We start from the raw sequence: 19,507 nt of genomic DNA on the forward strand, positions 1-19,507 counted from the left end.
TAAGATAAGACGCGTGACTACGGACAAGACAAAGACCTTTGACCTCTCGACCTCGTTCAAGGCCTATGACGTGCGCGGAATCGTGGGGCAATCCATCACCGCGGAGATCGTCGAAGCCGTCGGCGCCGCCTTCGTCGACGTCCTGGAGCTCGCGGGGCAGACCGTGCTGGTGGGCGGGGACATGCGCCCCTCCTCCCCCGAGTTCGCCAAAGCCTTCGCCAACGGCGCAGCCACCCGCGGGGCAAACGTCCAGCTGCTGGACCTGATCTCCACGGACGAGCTCTACTACGCTTGCGGCGCCCTCAACGCCGCCGGCGCCACGTTCACCGCGAGCCACAACCCGGCCGAATACAACGGCATCAAGATGGCCAAGGCCGGCGCCGTGCCGATCTCCTCCGAAACCGGACTCATGGAAATCCAGGCCCGCGCCGAGGAATACCTCAACGCCGGCACCATCCCCGCGGCCGGCAGCATTGGCCTGATTGGCGTGCAGGACGTCCTCAAGGGCTACGCGGAATACCTGCGCAGCCTGGTGGATCTGCGCGGCTCACGGCCGCTGAAGGTTGTGGTGGATGCCGGCAACGGCATGGCCGGCCTCACCACCCCGGCCGTGCTTGGCGATGCCCTGCTGCCCACGCTCCCCCTGAAGATCGTGCCGCTGTACTTCGAGCTCGACGGATCATTCCCGAACCACCCGGCCAACCCGCTGGAGCCGGAAAACCTGCGCGACCTGCAGGCTGCCGTCATCGAGCATGGCGCGGACATCGGCCTGGCCTTCGACGGCGACGCCGACCGCTGCTTCGTGATCGACGAAAAGGGCGAGCCCGTCTCGCCGTCGGCCATCACCGGCATGGTGTCCCGCCGCGAAATCGCCCGCGCCCAGGGCCTCGGCGAAGACACGCCCACCGTCATCCACAACCTGCTGACCTCCCGCGCGGTTCCGGAGCTCGTGGAGCGCCTCGGCGGCCGCCCCGTCCGCACCCGTGTGGGGCACTCCTTCATCAAGGCCGTCATGGCCGCGGAAGGAGCCATCTTCGGCGGAGAGCACTCGGCCCACTTCTACTTCCGCGACTTCTGGAACGCGGACACCGGCATGCTGGCGGCCATGCACGTCCTTGCCGCCCTGGGCGAACAGGACGGCCCGCTCTCCGAGCTCGGCCGCGAATACGAGCCGTACCAGTCCTCCGGCGAGATCAACTCGGAAATCGAAGACAAGGCCGCCGCAGTCGAGCGGGTTCGCAAGGATTTCCACGACGACGACGTCGAGGTCGACTACCTCGACGGCAGCACCTTTATCGCCGCCGACGGCAGCTACTGGTTCAACCTGCGCCCGTCCAACACCGAACCGTTCCTGCGCCTCAACGTCGAAGCCACGGACACCGCCATCATGGAACGCGTCCGCGACCGCGTCCTGGCGCTGGTCCGGGGCTAGCCGTGGCCGTACACCCCGAAGAATCCCCGAACGCCGGTTCCTGGCGCGATTCCGTGCCGGACGCCAGCGCCACCGACCTGGAGAACCTGCTCGGCACCGGCGTCGGCGCCGCGCAGGAGCAGCTGGAGCGCAACGGCGGTTTCCTGCCCTTCGCCCTGGTGGTCCAGAATGACGGCGAAGTCCGGCTGGTTGCCGTGACTCCCGCGGACGCGAGCGACGGATCGGACGCGGACTTCGACGCGGACGCCATGATCCGGGATCTCCACGAGCTGCTCCGGCAGCACCGGGAGGAGTTCCGGGCCGCCGCCGTCGTCTGTGACATCACGCTGCTCGAGGAAGACTCGGACGCCATCCACGTTGCCGCAGAGCACCGGGACGGTTCCCTGTTCGCCGCGGTCCTGCCCTACGCCGCGAACGCAGGGACGCACGAACTTGAATTCGGCCAGCTGGCCGCCGATACCAACGAGCCCGCCGTCTGGGTGGACTAGACCTCCCTTAGGCTGGGGATATGAAGATCAATGCGTTCGCCGATGTGAGCCTGCGCGCTTTGCTGGTGCTCGCCGCTGCTCCGCACGGCGGGCTCCTAACCACCCAGAGCGTCGCCGACGCCGTCGGCACGCCGTACAACCACGTCAGCAAGGCGATGGCGAAGCTGCGCGCACTGGGCCTGATCGACGTCGAACGCGGCCGCAACGGCGGTTCCCGGCTGAGCAGCGCGGGCCGGAGCGCCACGGTTGGCCAGCTGCTGAGGCAACTCGACACCCGACTGGACCCGGCCGACTGCATCGCCACGGACGGAACGTGCCCGCTCATCACCGAATGCCGCCTCCGCGCCGCGCTTGCCCGGGCCCGCGAAGCTTTTTATCGCGAACTCGACGGGATCGTGATCGCCTCGCTGCCGACTTCCCGGCAGATGGCACCCGTCTTCGAGTCGATCGGGCTACGCCCTGGGCTTTAGGCCCGCCTCTCCCACCGGGGACGCCGTTAAGCACGACGACGGGTCCCCACATTCGCGCTAAAGGTGGGGACCCGTCGTCGTTCATTACCGTCGTTCCATACTAGATAAACGTCAGCCAGTGGCGTTATCCGTCTGAGCCGGCCGGCGTCGTCGTGGGAGTGTAGCCCTCGAGCTTGAGCGCGGCCTCCGCGTACTTGCTGGTGAACGTGCCGCCGAAGGTGACCTTGGACGTGTTCACGCCGTTCTGCTGCTCCATCGCGAAGATCGTCTTGGGGCCGCCGGCGGGCATGAGCCCGTCAGGCAGGAACTGCCCCTTGTCGGTGTCCAGCGCCTTGACGTACTGGTCCTTGGAGATGGTGCTGTTCTGGACGAAGGAGGAGGGCAGCTTGTCCGCTATATCCGCCGCCGAGTGGGTGCTGATCCAGTGCATGGTGTCAACGAGGGCGTTCACCACCTTCTGGGCCGCATCCTCGTGCGACTTGACCCAGTCGGACTGGGCAAGGACGCTGGCCGCCGGCCAGGAGCCGCCGAGCGCGGCCTTGGTACCGTCCGAGGTCGCGAGGTCGATCGCGGAGACGGCCAGGTTCTTGCTCTCAAGCGCGCCGACGGTGGGCTGAGTTGTCATGACGCAGTCCGCGGACCCGCGCTGGATCGCAGCGATGGCAGTGGAACCAGCGCCCACGGCGATGGTGTGGTAGTCGTTCTTCGTGACTCCGGCCTTGGCGGCGATGAACTGGGTGAGCTCGTCGGTTCCGGAGCCGAGGTCGGTCACGCCGACGGTCTTGCCCCTGAGGTCCGCCGCGGAGTGAACGTTGGCTTTGGGGCTGCACATGATGCGCTCGCCCGGGGCGCTGGAGAGCTGCACGAGGTCGATGACATTCTTGCCCTTGGACTGGAAGTCGACGGTGTGGATGTACCACGCCCCGGCCATGTCCACCTGTCCGGACGCCATGGCTTCCTCCGCGCCGACGCCGCCGTGCTGCTCCGTGGAGAGCTCGACATTCACCCCGTACTTCTTGTAGTTGCCGAGGCTTTCCGCGAGCTGGTACGGGAGGTAGATCTGCTTGTCGATGCCGCCGACCATGAGCTTGACCGTGGGCATCGTCGAGCTGTCCGCAGACGCTGTACTGCCGGAACCGCTTGAGGCGGTGGAGCTGGCCGTGCTGCTGCCGCCGCAGGCGGCGAGACTGAGCGCAACCACGCCCAGGGCAGCGGTGGCGTAGATCTTGTGCTTCATCATTGGGGCACTTTTCCTTATTCTCTTCATGGATATTGCGTTATGGACGGGTGGAAAATTTGTCAGATAGCCTGGGCTTCGGAACGGTTTGGCGGCCGCCACTTGAGGAGTGAGTGTTCCAGCAGGCTGATCAGGTATTCGGCCGCTAGCGTGATTACGGCAATGATCACCATGCACGCGAATACCGTGTTCGGATCGAAGGTGCCCTGGGCCTGGCTGATAATCAGGCCGATACCCTGCTGGGCACCGAGCACCTCCGCGACCAGGGCGCCGATAATCGCGAACCCGAAGGCCGTGTGGAGGCTTGCGATGATCCACGTCATCGCCGAGGGAATGGTCACGTGAATCGCGACTTGGACCGGGGATGCCCCGAGTACGCGGACGTTCGCGACGAGGTTCTGGTCTACCTCACGCACGCCCTGGAAGGCGTTGAAGAAGACGACGAAGAACACCAGCACCGCGGCGAGCAGGACCTTGGGGAACACGCCGAGGCCGAAGGCCACGATGAAGATCGAGCCGAGGACGATGCGGGGAATCGAGTTAACGATCCTGATGTACGGGCCTACGACAGCCGAGAGGTACTTGTTCGAGCCCAGCAGGATCCCGAGCACCACGCCTACGAACGTGCCGAGCAGGAAACCGAGGACAGCTTCCTCCATCGTGACCCCGAGGTTCTCCCAGATTGTCCCGAACGCTGTTCCCTCCGTGAAGAGCATCACCAGGCTGTTCCAGATCTCGCTAGGCTGGCCGAAGAAGAACTTGTCCACCCAGCCTTCCTCGGTAAACCACTGCCACCCGCCCACCACAGCCACTGCGAGGGCGGTGCGGCCCACCCAGATGGCAATCGTGCTGCGCCGGTGCGACGCTTTCCCGGACTGCACGGCCGCTGCCTGCTGCTGCTCCTGCGAGTTCACCTTTTCCCCTTGCACAAGAGTGGTCATGCTGCTGCACCTGCCGATCGGGCGTAGGCACGGGTGACCTCGTCCTTGAGCGATTCCCAAATCTGGCCCTGAAGGTCAAGGAAGCGTTCCTCGTGGCGGATTTCCTGGACGTTGCCGCGCGGCCGGGGCAGATCGATGTCGAAGACGTCCTTGACCGTGCCGGGGCTGCTGGTCATGATGACGACGCGGTCGGAGAGCGCTACGGCCTCGTCCAGATCGTGCGTGATGAACAGGACCGAGGGCCGAAGCTCCTCCCAGAGCTTCAGCAGCTCGTTCTGCATGATGGCCTTGGTCTGCACGTCGAGGGCACCGAACGGCTCGTCCATGAGCAGGATCCTCGGGTTGTTGATGAGCGCTGCGGCCATGGCCACGCGCTTGCGCATGCCGCCCGAGAGCTGATGCGGGTAGCGGTCCTCGAAACCGGCCAGCCCCACACGGCGCAGCCAGTCCCTAGCGAGCGAAGTGGCCTCGCGCTTCGGGGTTCCCAGCAGGATCGGTCCCATCATCACGTTGCTGAGCACGCTCTTCCAGGGGAAGAGCGCATCCGCCTGGAACATGTAGCTGACGCCGTCCGTGACACCCTCGACGGTGTTGCCGCCGACGAGCACGGAGCCCTCGCTGGGACGCTCCAGCCCGGAAACCTGGGCCAAGGTGGTCGACTTGCCGCAGCCCGTGGGGCCGACGATCGAGCAGAACTGCCCGGGTTCCACGGAAAGCGCAACGTCCCGGATCGCCGTAAACGTTTCACCCTTCGGCGTGAGGTAGCGCTTGGTCAGCCCGGTGATCTCAATGCCGGCATCGTCGCCAGCATCCCCTGGTGGGCGAATTCGATGGTTTACACCCATGGCGTAAAGCCTCTCTGTTGAATCGACGCCAGCCGCCTCATTTGCGGCGACGCCATTGTCCGGTGGATCCTTTAGTCATGCCTCGCAACTCTTCGTGCCGTGTGACATGAGTCATGATCAGTGCACCCACCCTAGAAAGGACTGCCGTGGTACAGCCACGCTTGCGTGCCTTGTGAGGGTTATTAGCCTTCATTCATCTTTTGAACCTTTTGCTCGAAATGCCGTCCGGACTGCTCTGAACGCCGTCCGGGGCCAGCAGTGAGCAGCGCGCGGGCATGGTGGGGTGCCCGGCCGCTCGCATCGCAGATTCTCGTGTGGACGCTGGTGCTGATCGTGGTCACCGTGGCCCTCGGCGGCCTGGTGACCAACCGCATCACCGGCCAGGTACTCGACGAGCAATTCCGCCTGCGTGCCCTCGGCGTCGCGGAATCGGTGGCACAGATGCCGGAGGTGGCCACGGGTGTGGCCACCGGCGATGCTGGCCACGAGATTCAGGCGGCGGCTGAACAGGTGCGCACCCGCGCCCAGACGGACTACGTGGTGGTTTCCGACCGGTACGGGATTCGTTTCTCGCACCCCACGCCATCGCTCATCGGGAAGCGCCTCGAGGAGCCTGTCGCGGTCCTCGACGGCCAGACCCACGTGGGCACCGACCCCGGCAGCCTCGGCGACTCGGCCAACGCCAAGGCACCGATCCTGGACGCATCGGGAAACGTCGTCGGACAGGTCTCGGTGGGCATCCTCGAGACGACCGTCAGCATGGAGCTCGAGCGGGACGCTGGCATCGTCGGCGGCTCCTCGGCGCTCATCCTCCTGATCGGCGGTGCGGGTTCGTTCCTGCTGGCACGGGCCATCAAGCGCGCGACGTTCGGTCTCGAGCCTGCGGAGATTGCCTCGCTCCTCCAGGAGCGGGAGGCCCTCCTGCACGGCATCCGCGAGGGCATGGTGGGAATTGACGACGCCGGCCGGGTCACCGTGATTAACGTCGAGGCCCGGCGCCTTCTGCGCCTCGAAAACACTTTGCTCGACCGCCCGCTGGAGGAGCTTATCCCGGAGGGACGGCTCCGCGACGTCCTCACGGGTGAGGCGCCCGGCGCTGACCAGACGATCATCACTGACGACTCCCTTCTCGTGGCCAACCGCATGCCGGTAAGCGTTGGCGGCCGGAGCGTGGGCGCTGTCGTGACCCTTCGCGACCGCACCGAAGTGGAAGCGCTAATGCGGGACCTGCGTGCACTGGAAGGGCTCATGACTGCCCTGCGCGCGCAGGAGCACGAGTATGCCAACCGCATGCACACGGTGGGCGCCCTCCTCCATCTGGGCGATATCGGGCAGGCACGCACCTTCATCGCGGGCATCGCGGACACGACGCGCTCCCTCGGCGAGGGACTGCGCGCACGGATCGAGCCGCCCGAGCTCGCGGCGCTCATCTACGCCAAGATCACGGTAGCGGCGGAGCAGGATGTGCGCGTGGCTGTGTCCGACGAATCATTCCTCCGCGAACCGGGACTCGGAACGCAGGACCTCCTGACAATCGTGGGGAACCTGCTGGACAACGCAATCGACGCCGTCTCCAGCCTCCCGGGACCCCACGAAGTGACTCTTACCCTGGATGATTCTTCCGGCGTTTTTGTGTCGGTGATCGACACAGGACCGGGCGTGCCCGCGGAGGCGGTAGACGACGTCGTACGCGACGGCTATACGACGAAAACAGAACGGGCGGGCCAGGCCGGGGGCCCGGCCCTGCGGCGCGGCATTGGCCTGGCGCTCGTGGCGAGGATCGTGCGCCGCGCGGGTGGCACGATGGATGTGTTCGCCGGACCGGGCGGACGCTTCGAAGTGTGGATTCCGAAAGTTGGGGCAGAAGGATGATCCGGGTGCTGGTTGTCGACGACGACTTCCGCGTGGCGCGGCTGCATGCCGCGCAGGTGGCGCATGTTCCGGGGTACGAGTGCGTCGGTGAGGCGCACACCGTCGCCGAGGCGCGCGCCGCGATCGCGAGGGAGCGCCCCGACCTCCTGCTCTTGGACATCTACCTGCCGGACGAGGACGGCATCTCGCTCCTGCAGTCGCTGCGCGAGGCGGGCGAGGACGTAGACGTCATCATCATCACCGCGGCGCGGGATGTAGGGACGGTGCGTGCGGCGATGCGCGGCGGAGCGGTGTACTACCTGGTGAAGCCGTTCGGGTTCGAGCAGCTCGCCGAGCAGTTGCAGGCCTATCAGAAGTGGCGCGCGGACGCGGTCTCACGGCGGATCACGGGGCAGACGGACGTTGACGCGCTGTTTGCCTCACGGCGGCCTTCTGTGGCGCCCACTGCGGGTTCGAGCTCCGCACGGCGCCTCCCGCCGACCATGCAAAAGGTGCTCGATGCCGTGGCCGCGGCCGGCCGGCCCGTGGGCGCGCAGGACGTCTCGGACCTCATCGGGATATCCCGACCTACGGCGCAGCGCTACCTGAGCGAGCTCGAACGCAAGGACCGCGTGACCCTGCACCTCGAGTACGGAACCACCGGCCGCCCGGTCAACACGTACATCCCCGCACCCTCCCGCTAGCGTGTCTCCTAAATCGGCGCCGGCAAAGACGCTCACGAACGAATTCGTCCAGGCAGCCCAGTAAGCCGTCAAGACCTCACAGCCGTGCTGTTGTCGGGGTTCTGCCCGACACGCCCGAAAAGCGGCCGATTTGCATCGGTTTTCTACGACATGTAGAACTTAGTTGTAAATACTCGTATTCAAAATGACAGTATTTGCATCGCGGTCCGGTTGAAGATCCCCGGGCCTCTATCTCAGGAGTCAACATGCTCTCGGACAAGTCCTTCCCCGTCATCGAGGCCACCCTGCCGCTGGTCGGTTCCCGGATCGGGGAAATCACCCCCAAGTTCTACTCCCGTCTCTTCGCTGCCCACCCTGAACTGCTGGATGGCCTGTTCAGCCGCTCGAACCAGCGCAACGGCAATCAGCAGCAGGCCCTGGCCGGAAGCATCGCCGCTTTTGCCAGCCACCTCGTGACCAACCCGGGCACCCTGCCGGAGACCGTGCTGTCCCGCATCGCGCACCGCCACGCTTCCCTCGGCATCACCGAACCGCAGTACCAGGTGGTCTATGAGCACCTCTTTGCCGCCATCGCCGATGACCTTGCGTTGGTCATCACCCCGGAAATCGCCGAAGCCTGGACCGAGGTCTACTGGCTCATGGCGGACGCGCTGATCAAGCTCGAAAAGGGTCTCTACGCCGCCCAGGCCAACGGCAAGATGTGGACCCCCTGGAAGGTTGCCGCCAAGGCCCCCGCCGGCGTCGGCTCCATGACCTTCACCCTCGAACCGGCCGACGACACCCCCGTCACCGCCGCCCTCCCCGGCCAGTACGTCAGCGTTAAGGTCACGCTGCCGGACGGACTCCGCCAGGTCCGCCAGTACTCCCTCTCCGGCGACGCCGGCACCAGCCGCAGCTTCACCACCAAGCTCGATGACGGCGGCGAGGTCTCCCCCGTGCTGCACAACAACATCCAGGTGGGCGATGTCATCGAAATCTCCAACCCTTACGGCGAAATCACGCTCAAGGAGGGCGACGGCCCCGTGGTCCTGGCTTCGGCCGGCATCGGCTGCACGCCCACGGCGTCCATCCTGCGCTCTCTGGCCGAGTCCGGCTCGGACCGCCAGGTTCTGGTCCTGCACGCGGAAAGCAACCTGGACAGCTGGGCGCTGCGCTCCCAGATGACCGACGACGTCGAACGCCTCGACGGCGCCGACCTCCAACTCTGGCTCGAGCAGCCGGAAGCCGGGTCCAAGACCGGTTTCATGTCCCTGCGCGAGGTGGACCTTCCCGCCAACGCGTCGCTGTACCTGTGCGGTCCGCTGCCGTTCATGAAGAACATCCGCAACGAGGCCATCAACGCCGGCATCCCGGCCACGAAAATCCACTACGAGGTCTTCGGCCCGGACATCTGGCTCGCCAGCTAAAATGGTCATCGATTGCTCCGCAACCGCCCTTTTGAGGGGTCAAAAGGGCCGCTGCGGAGCAATCGATGAAAGTACGACGGCGGCCCCGCACCTTTCGCGGCAAAGGTGCGGGGCGGCCGTCGTTGTCACGCGTTGTGCACTGCGCCGCCCGCCCCGGAGTCATCCCGTGGCAGGCAGCCCGGTGATCGCGTGGCCGAAGCGCAGGAGGTTGCCCGGGTCGTAAGTGGTCTTCGCGGACCGCATCCGCTCGTAGACCGCGGGAGACCAGGCCCTGGCCCGGTCGGCCTCGTCGCCCGGTTCGCCATGGAAATTGACCAGCGTATATCCGGTTGAGTGGGGAGCCATCGCGGCAAGGATCTCGCGGATGGAGGCGATGGACGCGGCGGCCATGGGCGGAATGTTGAAGCCGACAAGGAACAGCAGGAACGCGGCATCCCGCCCGGAAACGGCGTCCGCCAGCGCACCGCCCTGGGCCAGCGCCCCGCCGAGCGGGCGGATTTCGACCAGGAGCAGCGGACAGTCCGAGCCCTCGCCGGCTAGCTCGAGCAGCTGTGCCACGGTCTCTTCGCCGAGATCCTTCAGGAGCGCCCCGCCATCCGTAAAGGGCAACGGATCCGCCGGATCCATGTGGATCTGGTCTACGTCCAAGTAGTCCATCGGGCCGGCCGTGTCCATCAAAGGTGTGGAGACCGTGCGCATCGGGGCAAGCAGCGCGTCGCCGTCCTCGCGGTTCCCCATGTAAGCAAAGCGCAGGTGCACCACGAATTTGGCCCGTAGCGGTGGGGGAACGAAATCCATGTCCGGAAGGCGCAGCAGGGAGATCGACGGGGAGGCATCGTCAGGAAGCGTGGGCAGCCACTTCCGGAACGCCGCAAAGATGAGGTCCGCATCCGCCCCGGGATAGATGATTCCGCCGCCGTAGAAATCCCCGAGCGGGAAAAGACTGAACTCGAGTGCGGTGACGATCCCGAAATTGCCCTTGCCTCCGCACATCAGCGCGAACAGCTCGGCCTCGGCATCGGCGTCGATCCGGCGCAGCGCACCGTCGGCGGTGACGATGTCCATGCTGCGGACGTGATCAGCCGCGAAGCCATGGGCGCGGCCGAGCACGGGCAGCCCGCCGCCCACCGTGTACCCGACGACGCCCACATCGGTACTTGAGCCATGCAATCCGACTAGCCCGTGCGGCACGCTCGCCTCCAGCACGGTGCGCCACTTCACTCCGGCGCCGACGCGTGCGGTGCGTTCAACCGGATCGATCTGCAGGTCCTGCAGGCGCCGGGTGTTGATGAGCAGGCCGCCATCGATCGCGGAATTGGCGCCGTGCCCCGTGGACTGGACGGACACGGGAAGCCGGTGTTCCGCCGCCCATTTCACCGCGGTTGCGACGTCCTGGGCATCAGCGGCGCCAAGAACGACGTCGGGCCGGTGCACAGTTGCGACGTTGAAGGCGAATGTCTCCTCCGCGAATTCGGGGCTGTCCGGCAACACGACCGGACCGCTGACCGCCTTGGACAAGGCATGGATGTCGTCGTTGACAAGCATGTTGCACTCCTGAATTCTCGCTGGCTGGAATGCGGACAAGCCTAGGGACAGGCCCGGAGGCGGCCTAGGGACCTAAGTCCCGGCGGCAAACGGCGCAACGGGAAACGGCGGCCCCGCACCTTTGAAAGGTGCGGGGCCGCCGTCGTTGTCGCTGGGTGCGGCTGCTACTGCTGGCCGGCTTCCTTCTGCTGAACGGCCATGCGGGCCTTCAGGCCGTCCAGCTCGGCCTGCAGCGCCTCGGGCAGCGAGCTGCCGAAGTTGGCGAACCATTCCTCGATGGAGGCCAGCTCGGTGGCCCACTCGGCCGGGTCAACCCGGACGGCGTCCTCAACCTGGGCGGGGGTCATGTCCAGGCCGGTGAGGTCGATCGCGTCGGCGGCGGGGACGAACCCGATGGGGGTCTCCACGGCCTCGGCCTTGCCCTCGAGGCGTTCGATGGCCCACTTCAGGACACGGGCGTTGTCACCGAACCCGGGCCACGCGAAGCCGCCCTCGGAATTGCGGCGGAACCAGTTGACCAGGAAGATCTTGGGCAGGCGCTCCGGGTTGGCTTTGGCGGACAGGTTGACCCAGTGGTTCAGGTAATCGCCTGCGTCGTAGCCAATGAAGGGCAGCATCGCCATCGGATCCCGGCGGACAACGCCGACAGCACCGGCGGCCGCGGCAGTGGTCTCGGAGGAGAGCGTGGAGCCCATGAAGATGCCGTTGGACCAGCTGCGCGCCTCGGTGACCAGCGGGATGGTGGTCTTGCGGCGGCCACCGAACAGGATCGCGGAAAGCTCCACGCCGTCTGGGTTGTAGTACTCCTCGGCGAGCATGTCGATCTGGTCGATCGGCGTGCAGAAGCGGGAGTTCGGGTGGGCAGCGGGCTTGTCCGAATCGGGGGTCCAGGAGTTACCCTGCCAGTCGGTCAGGTGCGCGGGCACTTCCTCGGTCATGCCCTCCCACCACACGCCGCCGTCGTCCGTGAGGGCAACGTTGGTGAAGATGCTGTGGCCCTTGGCGATGGCGCGCATCGCGTTGGGGTTGGTGCCCCAGCCGGTGCCCGGAGCCACGCCGAACAGGCCGGCCTCCGGGTTGACGGCGCGGAGCTCGCCTTCCTTGCCGAACCGCATCCAGGTGATGTCGTCACCGAGGGTCTCGACCTTCCATCCCTCGATGGTCGGATCCAGCAGGGCGAGGTTGGTCTTGCCGCAGGCCGACGGGAAGGCCGCGGAAATGTAGTACTTCTTCTTCTCCGGCGAGGTCAGCTTGAGGATGAGCATGTGCTCGGCAAGCCAGCCTTCGTCGTGTGCCATCACCGAGGCGATGCGCAGGGCGTAGCACTTCTTGCCGAGCAGGGCGTTGCCGCCGTAGCCGGAGCCGAAGGACCAGATGGAGCGCTCCTCCGGGAAGTGCACAATCCATTTGTCCGGGTTGCACGGCCACGGGACATCGGCCTGGCCGGGGGCCAGCGGGGCGCCCAGGGAGTGCAGTGCGGGGACGAAGAACGCGTTGGTAGCGGTGATCTTGTCCAGGACCTTGGTGCCGATCGTGGCCATGATGCGCATGGAGGCGACAACGTAGGCACTGTCGGTGATTTCGACGCCGAACTTCGGGTCCTCGGCGTCCAGGTGGCCCATCACGAAGGGGATCACGTACATGGTGCGGCCGCGCATGGAGCCGGCGAACAGGCCGCGCAGCTTGTCCTTCATCTGCGCCGGGGCCATCCAGTTGTTGGTGAAACCGGCATCGTGCTCTTTTTCGGAGCAGATGAAGGTCTGCTCTTCGACGCGGGCCACGTCGGCGGGGTCGGAGAACGCCGCGAAGGACTTGGGGAAGAGGTCCTCGTTCAGCCGGGTCAGGGTGCCTGCGGCGACGAGCTCGTCAGTGAGCCGCGTGTTTTCCGCTTCCGACCCGTCAACCCAGTAGATCCTGTCCGGCTGAGTCAGTTCAGCCACCTCTTCTACCCATGCCAGCAGACCGGCATGTGTGGTGGGTGCCTCTTCAAGCAACGGCAGTCGCGCCAGATCTCCCATTACGGTTCCCTTCCTCGGGTTCAGTGGTGTGTCCTAAATGCTAGGGCTCGGCACGGGGCCCATTTCGGGCCCGGACATGGGATGACCAGGGCGGTACAAATCAAAAACCGCGGAAATCCAAGGAAGTAGCAAGCCAACAGGCGCCCCTTTTGTGACTAAGGTCACGTAGACCGGTCTAGTCGGCCAAATTACACTCACTTCGATTTGTAACTGGGCGCGGCCTCGCGTAAAGTAATTCGAGGTTCGGGGGCGAGAAGTTCTCCAAGAGCCAAGAATGCGCCCATAGCTCAGCTGGATAGAGCGTCTGTCTACGGAACAGAAGGTCAGGGGTTCGAATCCCTTTGGGCGCACAGAAGAAGAAGATCCGCCCCGGTCCGCCGGGGCGGATCTTCTGTTTAAAGCGCCCCCGGTAGGCGCAGGGACCAACAGCCGGGGACCAACAGCCGGGAATCACCGGCCAGGGGCGAACCGCGGTCCAAACAGCAGGGATCAGTCCGTGGTCTGGGCGATGATGTCGCGGATTGCGTCGAAATGGGTGCTGAGCCGTTCCGCTGCCAGGGCCTTGTCCGCCGAGGCGACAGCCTCATAGATCCCCCTGTGCTGCGCGGCCGTCGCCAGGAGGTCGACGGCGTAGGGACCGCCGAGTTCAAGGTGGATCCGGCGGTAGACCTTCCAGAAGACATCCATCAGGCTGATCAATAGATCGTTGTTCAGCGGTTCGAAAAGCCTGCGGTGGAACTCCGCGTCGGCCTCAATGAACGGCTCCCCCGCAGTGGCCAGCGCTTCCATCCGGCGCACGGATTCCTCCACCGCGGCCAACTGCTCCTCGCTGATCCGGTCCATGGCGGCGCCGACCAGGCCGGATTCGAGTGCTTGCCGGACCTCCACGAGCTGCTGGGCTTCCTCACCGTGATGGCGCAGCGACAGCCTGGCCCGGAAGGTGAGCCCATCAGTCAGGGCTTCAAAATTGTTCGGTGCCACGAACATGCCGAAGCCGTGGCGGATCTCAATGATGCCCAGCGCCTGGAGCGCCTTCAGGGACTCCCGCAGCGTGTTGCGGCCGACGCCGAGCGCCGCAGTGAGCTCGTTCTCCGTCGGCAACGGGTCCCCGGCAACAAGGTCGCGCTCCAGGATCAGCTCCAGGATGTCCGATTGAAGCGCCCGGAGCCGGGCCTGGGCACTGAACCTCGCCAGCGGTATGGCCGTGCCTGTTGTCATGTTGCGTGCGGCCATGGCCGCCTCCTCCCCCAAGTATGGTCCCAACAGTAGCGACCGTCCCCCCTCCTGCAAAGGGTTCGGCCCGGCATATTACGTCGGAACCCAGCAGCGTCGGCGCCCGGGGCGCCCCGGGAGCCCGCCCGGGCACGGCCGGATCCGGCCATGGCCCCGGCGTAGGCTGGTGCCATGACAGCACAGCTTCTGCGGGAATTCGATGTCATTGTGATCGGCGCGGGCGCCGTGGGCGAGAACGTGGCGGACCGTGTGGTCCGTGGCGGCCTGACAGCGGTGCTCGTCGAGGCGGAGCTGGTAGGCGGCGAGTGCTCTTACTGGGCATGCATGCCCTCGAAAGCGCTCCTGCGTCCAGGCACCGCACTGCACGGCGCGCAGACAGTCCCGGGAGCCCGGGAAGCGGTCACCCGCACCTTGGATCCGGCAGCCGTCCTGAAGCGCCGGGACTACTTCACCTCGAACTGGCAGGACGGCAGCCAGGTCAAGTGGTTGGAGGACACCGGGATCGAACTGATCCGCGGCCGCGGCTGGATCACCGCTCCACGGCAGGTCGAAGTGGCAGGGCAGGACGGCAACAGCTACGCGCTGACGGCCCGGCATGCCGTGGTGGTCGCCACGGGATCCACCCCCAACCAGCCGCCGGTGGAGGGGCTTCACGACGTTGACTACTGGACCACCCGGGAGGCGACCTCTGCCCGCGCGGTCCCGGCGCGGCTCGCGGTCCTGGGCGGCGGGGTTGCCGGCGTCGAACTCGCCCAGGCTTATGCCCGCCTTGGCGCGTCCGTCACCCTCGTGGCCCGCGGCGGCCTCTTGGGCGTTTTCCCGGGGCAGGCCGCCGATCTGGTCGCGGCCGGCCTGCGCGCCGACGGCGTCGACCTCCGCCTGCATACCGGGACCCGGAGCGTGCACGAAAACGACGACGGTTCCCTCACCGTCGTGCTCGACGGCGGCCCCAAGGACAGTCCGGGCGTCGGCCCCGCGGACGGCCCGGCCCACGGCCCTACGGACGGCCCCGCCCGGGGCGCCACGGTCACGGCGGACAAGCTGCTCGTCACTACTGGCCGGCACCCCGCGCTCGACGGGCTCGGCCTGGACAGCGTCGGGCTCTCGGCGCCCGAGGGCGGGACCCTGCGACTCACCACCGATTCCACCGGACTAGTCCACCGCGCAACTGACAACGAGGTCTCCGGCAATCCATGGCTCTACGCTGCCGGCGACGCCGCTGGACGGGCCATGCTGACCCATCAGGGCAAGTACGGTGCCCGCGCTATCGGAGACGCCATTGCCGCCCGGGCCAAGGGTGAACTCACCGGCGAGCCGGCACCGTGGAGCCGCTTTGCCCACACGGCATATGAACACGCGGTGCCGAATGTGGTGTTTACCGACCCGGAGCTGGCGAATGTCGGCCGCACCATGGCGCAGGCCGAGAAAGACGGCTTCCGGGCCTCCGCCGTGGAGCTTCCCATCCAGGTGGCCGGCTCCTCCCTGCACGCCGAACACTACGAAGGGTGGGCGCAGCTGGTTATCGACGAGGACCGCAACGTGCTGCTCGGCGCCACGTTCGCCGGACCGGATGTGGCTGAACTCCTGCACGCCGCCACCATTGCGGTGGTGGGGGAAGTGCCGCTGGACCGCCTGTGGCACGCGGTGCCTTCCTATCCGACGATCAGCGAGGTCTGGCTCCGCCTGCTGGAGGAGTACGGCCTCTGAACCGGCAGGAGGCGTTCCGGCACCGCAGACCCGGACAGCCCGGCCGCCGCTGCGGCCTGCGGCACGTCTTGTTCATCACATCGCCCGGATTCTATTTGAACTGACTGGTCAGTTTAGTTAGCCTTGAGTGGACATCGTTTCTGCGAAAGGCCCGCTTTGCTCTGCGTACAACAGCTCTCCGTGACCGGCCGGCGGGATGACCTGCTGCCGCCAACTTCGCTGGAGGCCGCCCGCGGGGACCTCCTGCTGGTCGAAGGTGTCCGCCAGGACCAGCGGACGGCCCTGGCCCTGGCCCTGAGCGGACGCATGAAGCCCTCGGCGGGGATCGTGAACTGGGACGGAAGTGCCCGGATCAAGGTGCTCCGGCAGGCGAGCAGCGTGGTCGACTCCCCCGGCGTCAACGAGCCCGAACAGCACCTGAGCGTCCGCGACCTCGTCACCGAGGACCTGGCCCTGGTGCCGCGCCGCCACCGTGGCGCCGCGCGCAGCACGCCCTGGCTGAGGCTCAACAATTTCGAAGATATCGCCGGGCTTTGGACCGAGCAGCTGCCGGCAGGCCGACGGACCGAGCTCCTCACGGCGCTCGCCCTCGCCAATCCGGACACCGATCTCCTCGTGGTGGACTCCCCCGACCGGCACAGCGGCGATGCTGCCGACTGGCTGCCGCGGCTGCAGGAACTGGCGCACGACGCCGGGCGGCCGCTCGCCGTCGTCGCCACCGTCACCCGTCTTCCGGACAGCTGGACCGGGCCCGCCGCCGTGATCGGCAACGCCATCCCGCAAGCCGACCCCGATGCTGCCGGAGCTGACGCTGACGGAGTCCAGGCTCACAAAGCTGGCCCTCCCGAAACCTTCTTGCCCGAATCCCTCTCCCCCGAAACCGAGGACGCAAAGTGACAGTGCTGCGGCTGGCCCGCTCCGAGCTCAAACGAATGACCGGCGGGCTACTGCCCAAGCTGACCATCCTGGCCCTGGCCCTCGTTCCGCTGCTCTACGGCGCCGTGTACCTCTACGCCAACTGGGATCCGTACGGCAAGCTGAATCAGATCGATGCGGCCCTGGTGGTGCAGGACTCCGGTGCCGCGGCTGCCGACGGCACGCGGCTGGAGGCCGGCCGGAAGGTGGCCGAGAGCCTGGTGGACGGCCACGTCTTCAACTGGAAGACGGTCGCCAGCACAGAGGAAGCAGACCAGGGCGTCAGCAACGGCACCTACGCCTTCGCCCTGAAAATTCCGCAGGACTTTTCCGCGAACCTGGTCTCCCCCGGCAGCTTCGACGCCGCCAACCAGGCCATGCTCAATGTCACCACCAACGATGCCAACAACTATCTCCTGAGCACTATCGTGGACAAACTGACCACCGCGGTGCACACGACGGTCGCCAAGGAGGTGGGCGAGGAAACCGCCAACCAGCTCCTCACCGGATTCGGCACCATCCATACGCAGATGCTCAAGGCCTCCGATGGCGCAGGCCAGCTCGCCGACGGCGTCGCCCGGCTCCACGACGGCACCGTGACCCTGCACCAGGGCACCGGCGAGCTCAAATCCGGCGCCACCGGGCTTTACAACGGCGAGGTCAAGCTCCGGGACGGCGCCACTTCGCTCAGCGCCGGGGCCGGTCAGCTCAGCAGCGGCCTCACCCAGCTCAAGGACAAGACCGCAGCCCTGCCTGCCGACGCACAACAGCTGGCCGACGGCGCCGCCCAGGTGGCCGCGGGCAACGCCGCCCTCAACGCCGCCTTCAAAACCCAAGCCCAGGCCCTTCCCGGACAACTCACGGCCGCGCAGCAGGCCGCTGCACAGGCCCAGCGGAGCAGGGTCGTGGCGTCCACCAGCCGACTGGTCGCCGCCGGCGTCCTCAGCCAGGAGCAGGCCGACAAGGTGGTGGCCGACGTCGACGCCACCGCTGCACCGCCCGCGGCTTCTGCCGCCGCTTCTGCCTCCGCCGCCAAACTGCAGGCCGCCGCCGCGCAGGTCCAGAAGCTGGCCGACGGTTCCGCCGCCGTCAGCGCCGGCGCCTCCCAACTGGCCGGCGCCGCACCCGCCCTCAGCGACGCCGTCGGCCAGGCCTCCGCCGGGGCGGACCAGCTGGCCGCCGGTTCGGCGGCCCTCGCTGCCGGCCAGCAGAACGCCGTCGACGGCGCCGGCAAACTCGTGCAGGGAGCCCAGAAACTCGACGACGGCGCGGCGCAGCTGGAGAGCGGCGCGGCGACGGCATCCGACGGCGCGCGAACGCTCGCCGCGGAACTCGCCCAGGGCGCCGGGAAGGTCCCCAATCCCGACGGCGCCCAGAAGGACAGCCTCTCCAAGGTCATCGCGGATCCGGTCACCGTCAGCAATGTCTCGCAGGCCAAGGCCGGGTCCTACGGCGCCGGGCTGGCGCCGTTCTTCCTGACGCTGGCCCTGTGGATCGGCATCTTCATGCTGGTGCAGGCGATGCGCCCGGTCACCCAGCGCGCACTGGCCTCCAATGCACCGGCCTGGAAGATTGCCGCCGGCGGCTGGCTTCCGTTCCTGGCAGTGTCCGCCGTGCAGGCGAGCCTGCTGACCCTGGTGGTGGACGTGGGGCTCGGGCTGGACCCTGCCCACCCGGTGCTCATGTGGTTCCTCATGCTGGCGGCCGCGATGGCGTTCAGCGCAATCATCCAGGGTGTGGTGGCGCTGCTGGGCTCGCCCGGCAAGCTCGTAGTGCTCATCCTGCTGGTGCTGCAGCTGGTGTCCTCCGGCGGCACCTTCCCGTGGCAGACCACGCCCGAGCCGCTGCACGTGGTGCACCAGATCCTGCCGATGGGCTACGTGGTCAGCGGCATGCGGCACCTGATCTACGGCGCTGATCTCGCCATCATCCTGCCCACCATGCTGGGACTGGTTGGCTACACTTTGCTGGGACTGGCAATGTCAACCGTTGCCGTCCGCAAGAACAAATACTGGACCCTCAAGACACTGAAACCGGAGATCGCCGTATGACCACCAGCCAAAGCGGCGACAGCCCGGCAGGTTCCGGGGACGCGCAGAAAAAGCTCCGGCCAGCCCGCACGAACGCCACGAGGCAGAAACTGTTCGAGGCGTCCATGGAACTGATCGGGGAGCGCGGCGCGGCGGGCGTGACGGTGGACGAGATCGCCACGGCAGCCGGGGTGTCCAAGGGCACGGTGTATTACAACTTTGGCAGCAAGTCGGACCTGATTGCCCAGCTGCTGCGCCACGGCGTGGACATCCTCATGGCACGGCTCCTGAGCGTCAGGGACGACTCCGCCGATCCCCTCGCAGCCATGGAGGAGATGATCGGCCAGGCCATGGACTTCATGGCCGAGTACCCGTCCTTCGCCCGGCTTTGGGTCAGCGAAAACTGGCGCACCCCCAGTGAATGGCAGGACACGTTCGCCGAGCTCCGGGGGCGCCTGCTCGCGGTGATCGGCTCTGCCATCGACGGTGTCGCCGCCGCCTATCCCGTGGATCCCGCCGTATCCCGGGGCAGCCTTGAAACGGCAATCTTTGGGGCCTGTTTCGTGGTGGGCCTGGACCGCCAGACGTACAACCCGGAGCGGACCAGGGAGCAGAGTGTCGCCGCAATTATGGCCTCCATGCGCGGCTACGTCGTGAAGCAGCCGCCCGCTCGGGCATGATTGTT

The 19,507-nt window shown here is 66.7% G+C and carries 16 protein-coding genes and 1 tRNA gene; 11 read left to right on the top strand and 6 right to left on the bottom strand.

Going from position 1 to position 19,507, the window contains the following annotated elements:
• Nucleotides 1-13 precede the first annotated feature (13 nt).
• Genes BLQ10_RS11845 through BLQ10_RS11855 form a run of 3 tightly spaced genes read left to right on the top strand, consistent with a single transcriptional unit; the run spans nt 14 to nt 2,390 of the window.
• Nucleotides 14-1,432 (top strand): phosphomannomutase/phosphoglucomutase, encoded by a 1,419-nt coding sequence (locus BLQ10_RS11845; RefSeq protein WP_091562173.1) that lies wholly within the window; start codon nt 14-16, stop codon nt 1,430-1,432.
• 2 nt (nt 1,433-1,434) lie between these two features.
• Entirely contained in the window at nt 1,435-1,920 is a 486-nt protein-coding gene (locus BLQ10_RS11850; protein ID WP_091562176.1) for a hypothetical protein, read from the top strand.
• Nucleotides 1,921-1,940: 20 nt separating this feature from the next.
• Entirely contained in the window at nt 1,941-2,390 is a 450-nt protein-coding gene (locus tag BLQ10_RS11855; RefSeq protein ID WP_091562177.1) for an RrF2 family transcriptional regulator, read from the top strand.
• A gap of 124 nt (nt 2,391-2,514) precedes the next feature.
• Here the strand turns inward: BLQ10_RS11855 and BLQ10_RS11860 are convergent, their stop codons facing one another.
• The 3 genes from BLQ10_RS11860 to BLQ10_RS11870 are packed head-to-tail and all read right to left on the bottom strand — an operon-like array spanning nt 2,515 to nt 5,413.
• Nucleotides 2,515-3,630 (bottom strand): ABC transporter substrate-binding protein, encoded by a 1,116-nt coding sequence (locus BLQ10_RS11860; protein ID WP_217635811.1) that lies wholly within the window; start codon nt 3,628-3,630, stop codon nt 2,515-2,517.
• Nucleotides 3,631-3,689: 59 nt separating this feature from the next.
• Entirely contained in the window at nt 3,690-4,568 is an 879-nt protein-coding gene (locus BLQ10_RS11865; RefSeq protein WP_091562180.1) for an ABC transporter permease, read from the bottom strand.
• Entirely contained in the window at nt 4,565-5,413 is an 849-nt protein-coding gene (locus BLQ10_RS11870) for an ABC transporter ATP-binding protein (RefSeq protein WP_091562182.1), read from the bottom strand. Before BLQ10_RS11870 ends, BLQ10_RS11865 begins: the two co-directional genes overlap by 4 nt.
• 258 nt (nt 5,414-5,671) lie before the next feature.
• On the opposite strand from BLQ10_RS11870, the gene BLQ10_RS11875 reads away from it, so the two are divergent.
• From BLQ10_RS11875 to BLQ10_RS11885, 3 genes are all read left to right on the top strand, one after another.
• The gene (locus BLQ10_RS11875) at nt 5,672-7,285 is read left to right on the top strand and encodes an ATP-binding protein (RefSeq protein WP_091562184.1); all 1,614 of its coding nucleotides are present in this window, start codon (nt 5,672-5,674) and stop codon (nt 7,283-7,285) included.
• Entirely contained in the window at nt 7,282-7,968 is a 687-nt protein-coding gene (locus BLQ10_RS11880) for a response regulator (RefSeq protein ID WP_091562186.1), read from the top strand. Before BLQ10_RS11875 ends, BLQ10_RS11880 begins: the two co-directional genes overlap by 4 nt.
• Nucleotides 7,969-8,213: 245 nt before the next feature.
• A complete protein-coding gene (locus tag BLQ10_RS11885) occupies nt 8,214-9,374 on the top strand; it encodes a globin domain-containing protein (protein WP_091562188.1) in 1,161 nt (386 codons plus the stop codon).
• 159 nt (nt 9,375-9,533) lie between these two features.
• On the opposite strand, the gene BLQ10_RS11890 is transcribed toward BLQ10_RS11885, so the two are convergent.
• The gene (locus BLQ10_RS11890; protein WP_091562190.1) at nt 9,534-10,919 is read right to left on the bottom strand and encodes an FAD-binding oxidoreductase; all 1,386 of its coding nucleotides are present in this window, start codon (nt 10,917-10,919) and stop codon (nt 9,534-9,536) included.
• 164 nt (nt 10,920-11,083) lie between these two features.
• A complete protein-coding gene (locus BLQ10_RS11895; RefSeq protein ID WP_091562193.1) occupies nt 11,084-12,937 on the bottom strand; it encodes a phosphoenolpyruvate carboxykinase (GTP) in 1,854 nt (617 codons plus the stop codon).
• Nucleotides 12,938-13,213: 276 nt separating this feature from the next.
• On the opposite strand from BLQ10_RS11895, the gene BLQ10_RS11900 reads away from it, so the two are divergent.
• Nucleotides 13,214-13,287, top strand: a tRNA-Arg gene (locus BLQ10_RS11900).
• A gap of 139 nt (nt 13,288-13,426) precedes the next feature.
• On the opposite strand, the gene BLQ10_RS11905 is transcribed toward BLQ10_RS11900, so the two are convergent.
• Nucleotides 13,427-14,155, bottom strand: coding sequence for a FadR/GntR family transcriptional regulator (locus tag BLQ10_RS11905; RefSeq protein WP_091562478.1), 729 nt, complete (start codon nt 14,153-14,155; stop codon nt 13,427-13,429).
• A gap of 186 nt (nt 14,156-14,341) precedes the next feature.
• On the opposite strand from BLQ10_RS11905, the gene BLQ10_RS11910 reads away from it, so the two are divergent.
• From BLQ10_RS11910 to BLQ10_RS11925, 4 genes are all read left to right on the top strand, one after another.
• On the top strand, nt 14,342-15,877 hold the full coding sequence (locus BLQ10_RS11910) for a dihydrolipoyl dehydrogenase family protein (protein ID WP_091562196.1): 1,536 nt from the start codon (nt 14,342-14,344) through the stop codon (nt 15,875-15,877).
• Nucleotides 15,878-16,033: 156 nt separating this feature from the next.
• A complete protein-coding gene (locus tag BLQ10_RS11915; protein ID WP_091562198.1) occupies nt 16,034-16,774 on the top strand; it encodes an ABC transporter ATP-binding protein in 741 nt (246 codons plus the stop codon).
• Entirely contained in the window at nt 16,771-18,843 is a 2,073-nt protein-coding gene (locus BLQ10_RS11920) for a YhgE/Pip family protein (RefSeq protein WP_091562200.1), read from the top strand. The genes BLQ10_RS11915 and BLQ10_RS11920 overlap by 4 nt, the downstream gene beginning before the upstream one ends.
• Entirely contained in the window at nt 18,840-19,502 is a 663-nt protein-coding gene (locus BLQ10_RS11925) for a TetR/AcrR family transcriptional regulator (protein ID WP_091562204.1), read from the top strand. The genes BLQ10_RS11920 and BLQ10_RS11925 overlap by 4 nt, the downstream gene beginning before the upstream one ends.
• Nucleotides 19,503-19,507: the final 5 nt, after the last annotated feature.

Origin of the sequence: Arthrobacter sp. ok362, assembly GCF_900102785.1 — a bacterium.
Taxonomy (GTDB): Bacteria; Actinomycetota; Actinomycetes; order Actinomycetales; family Micrococcaceae; genus Arthrobacter.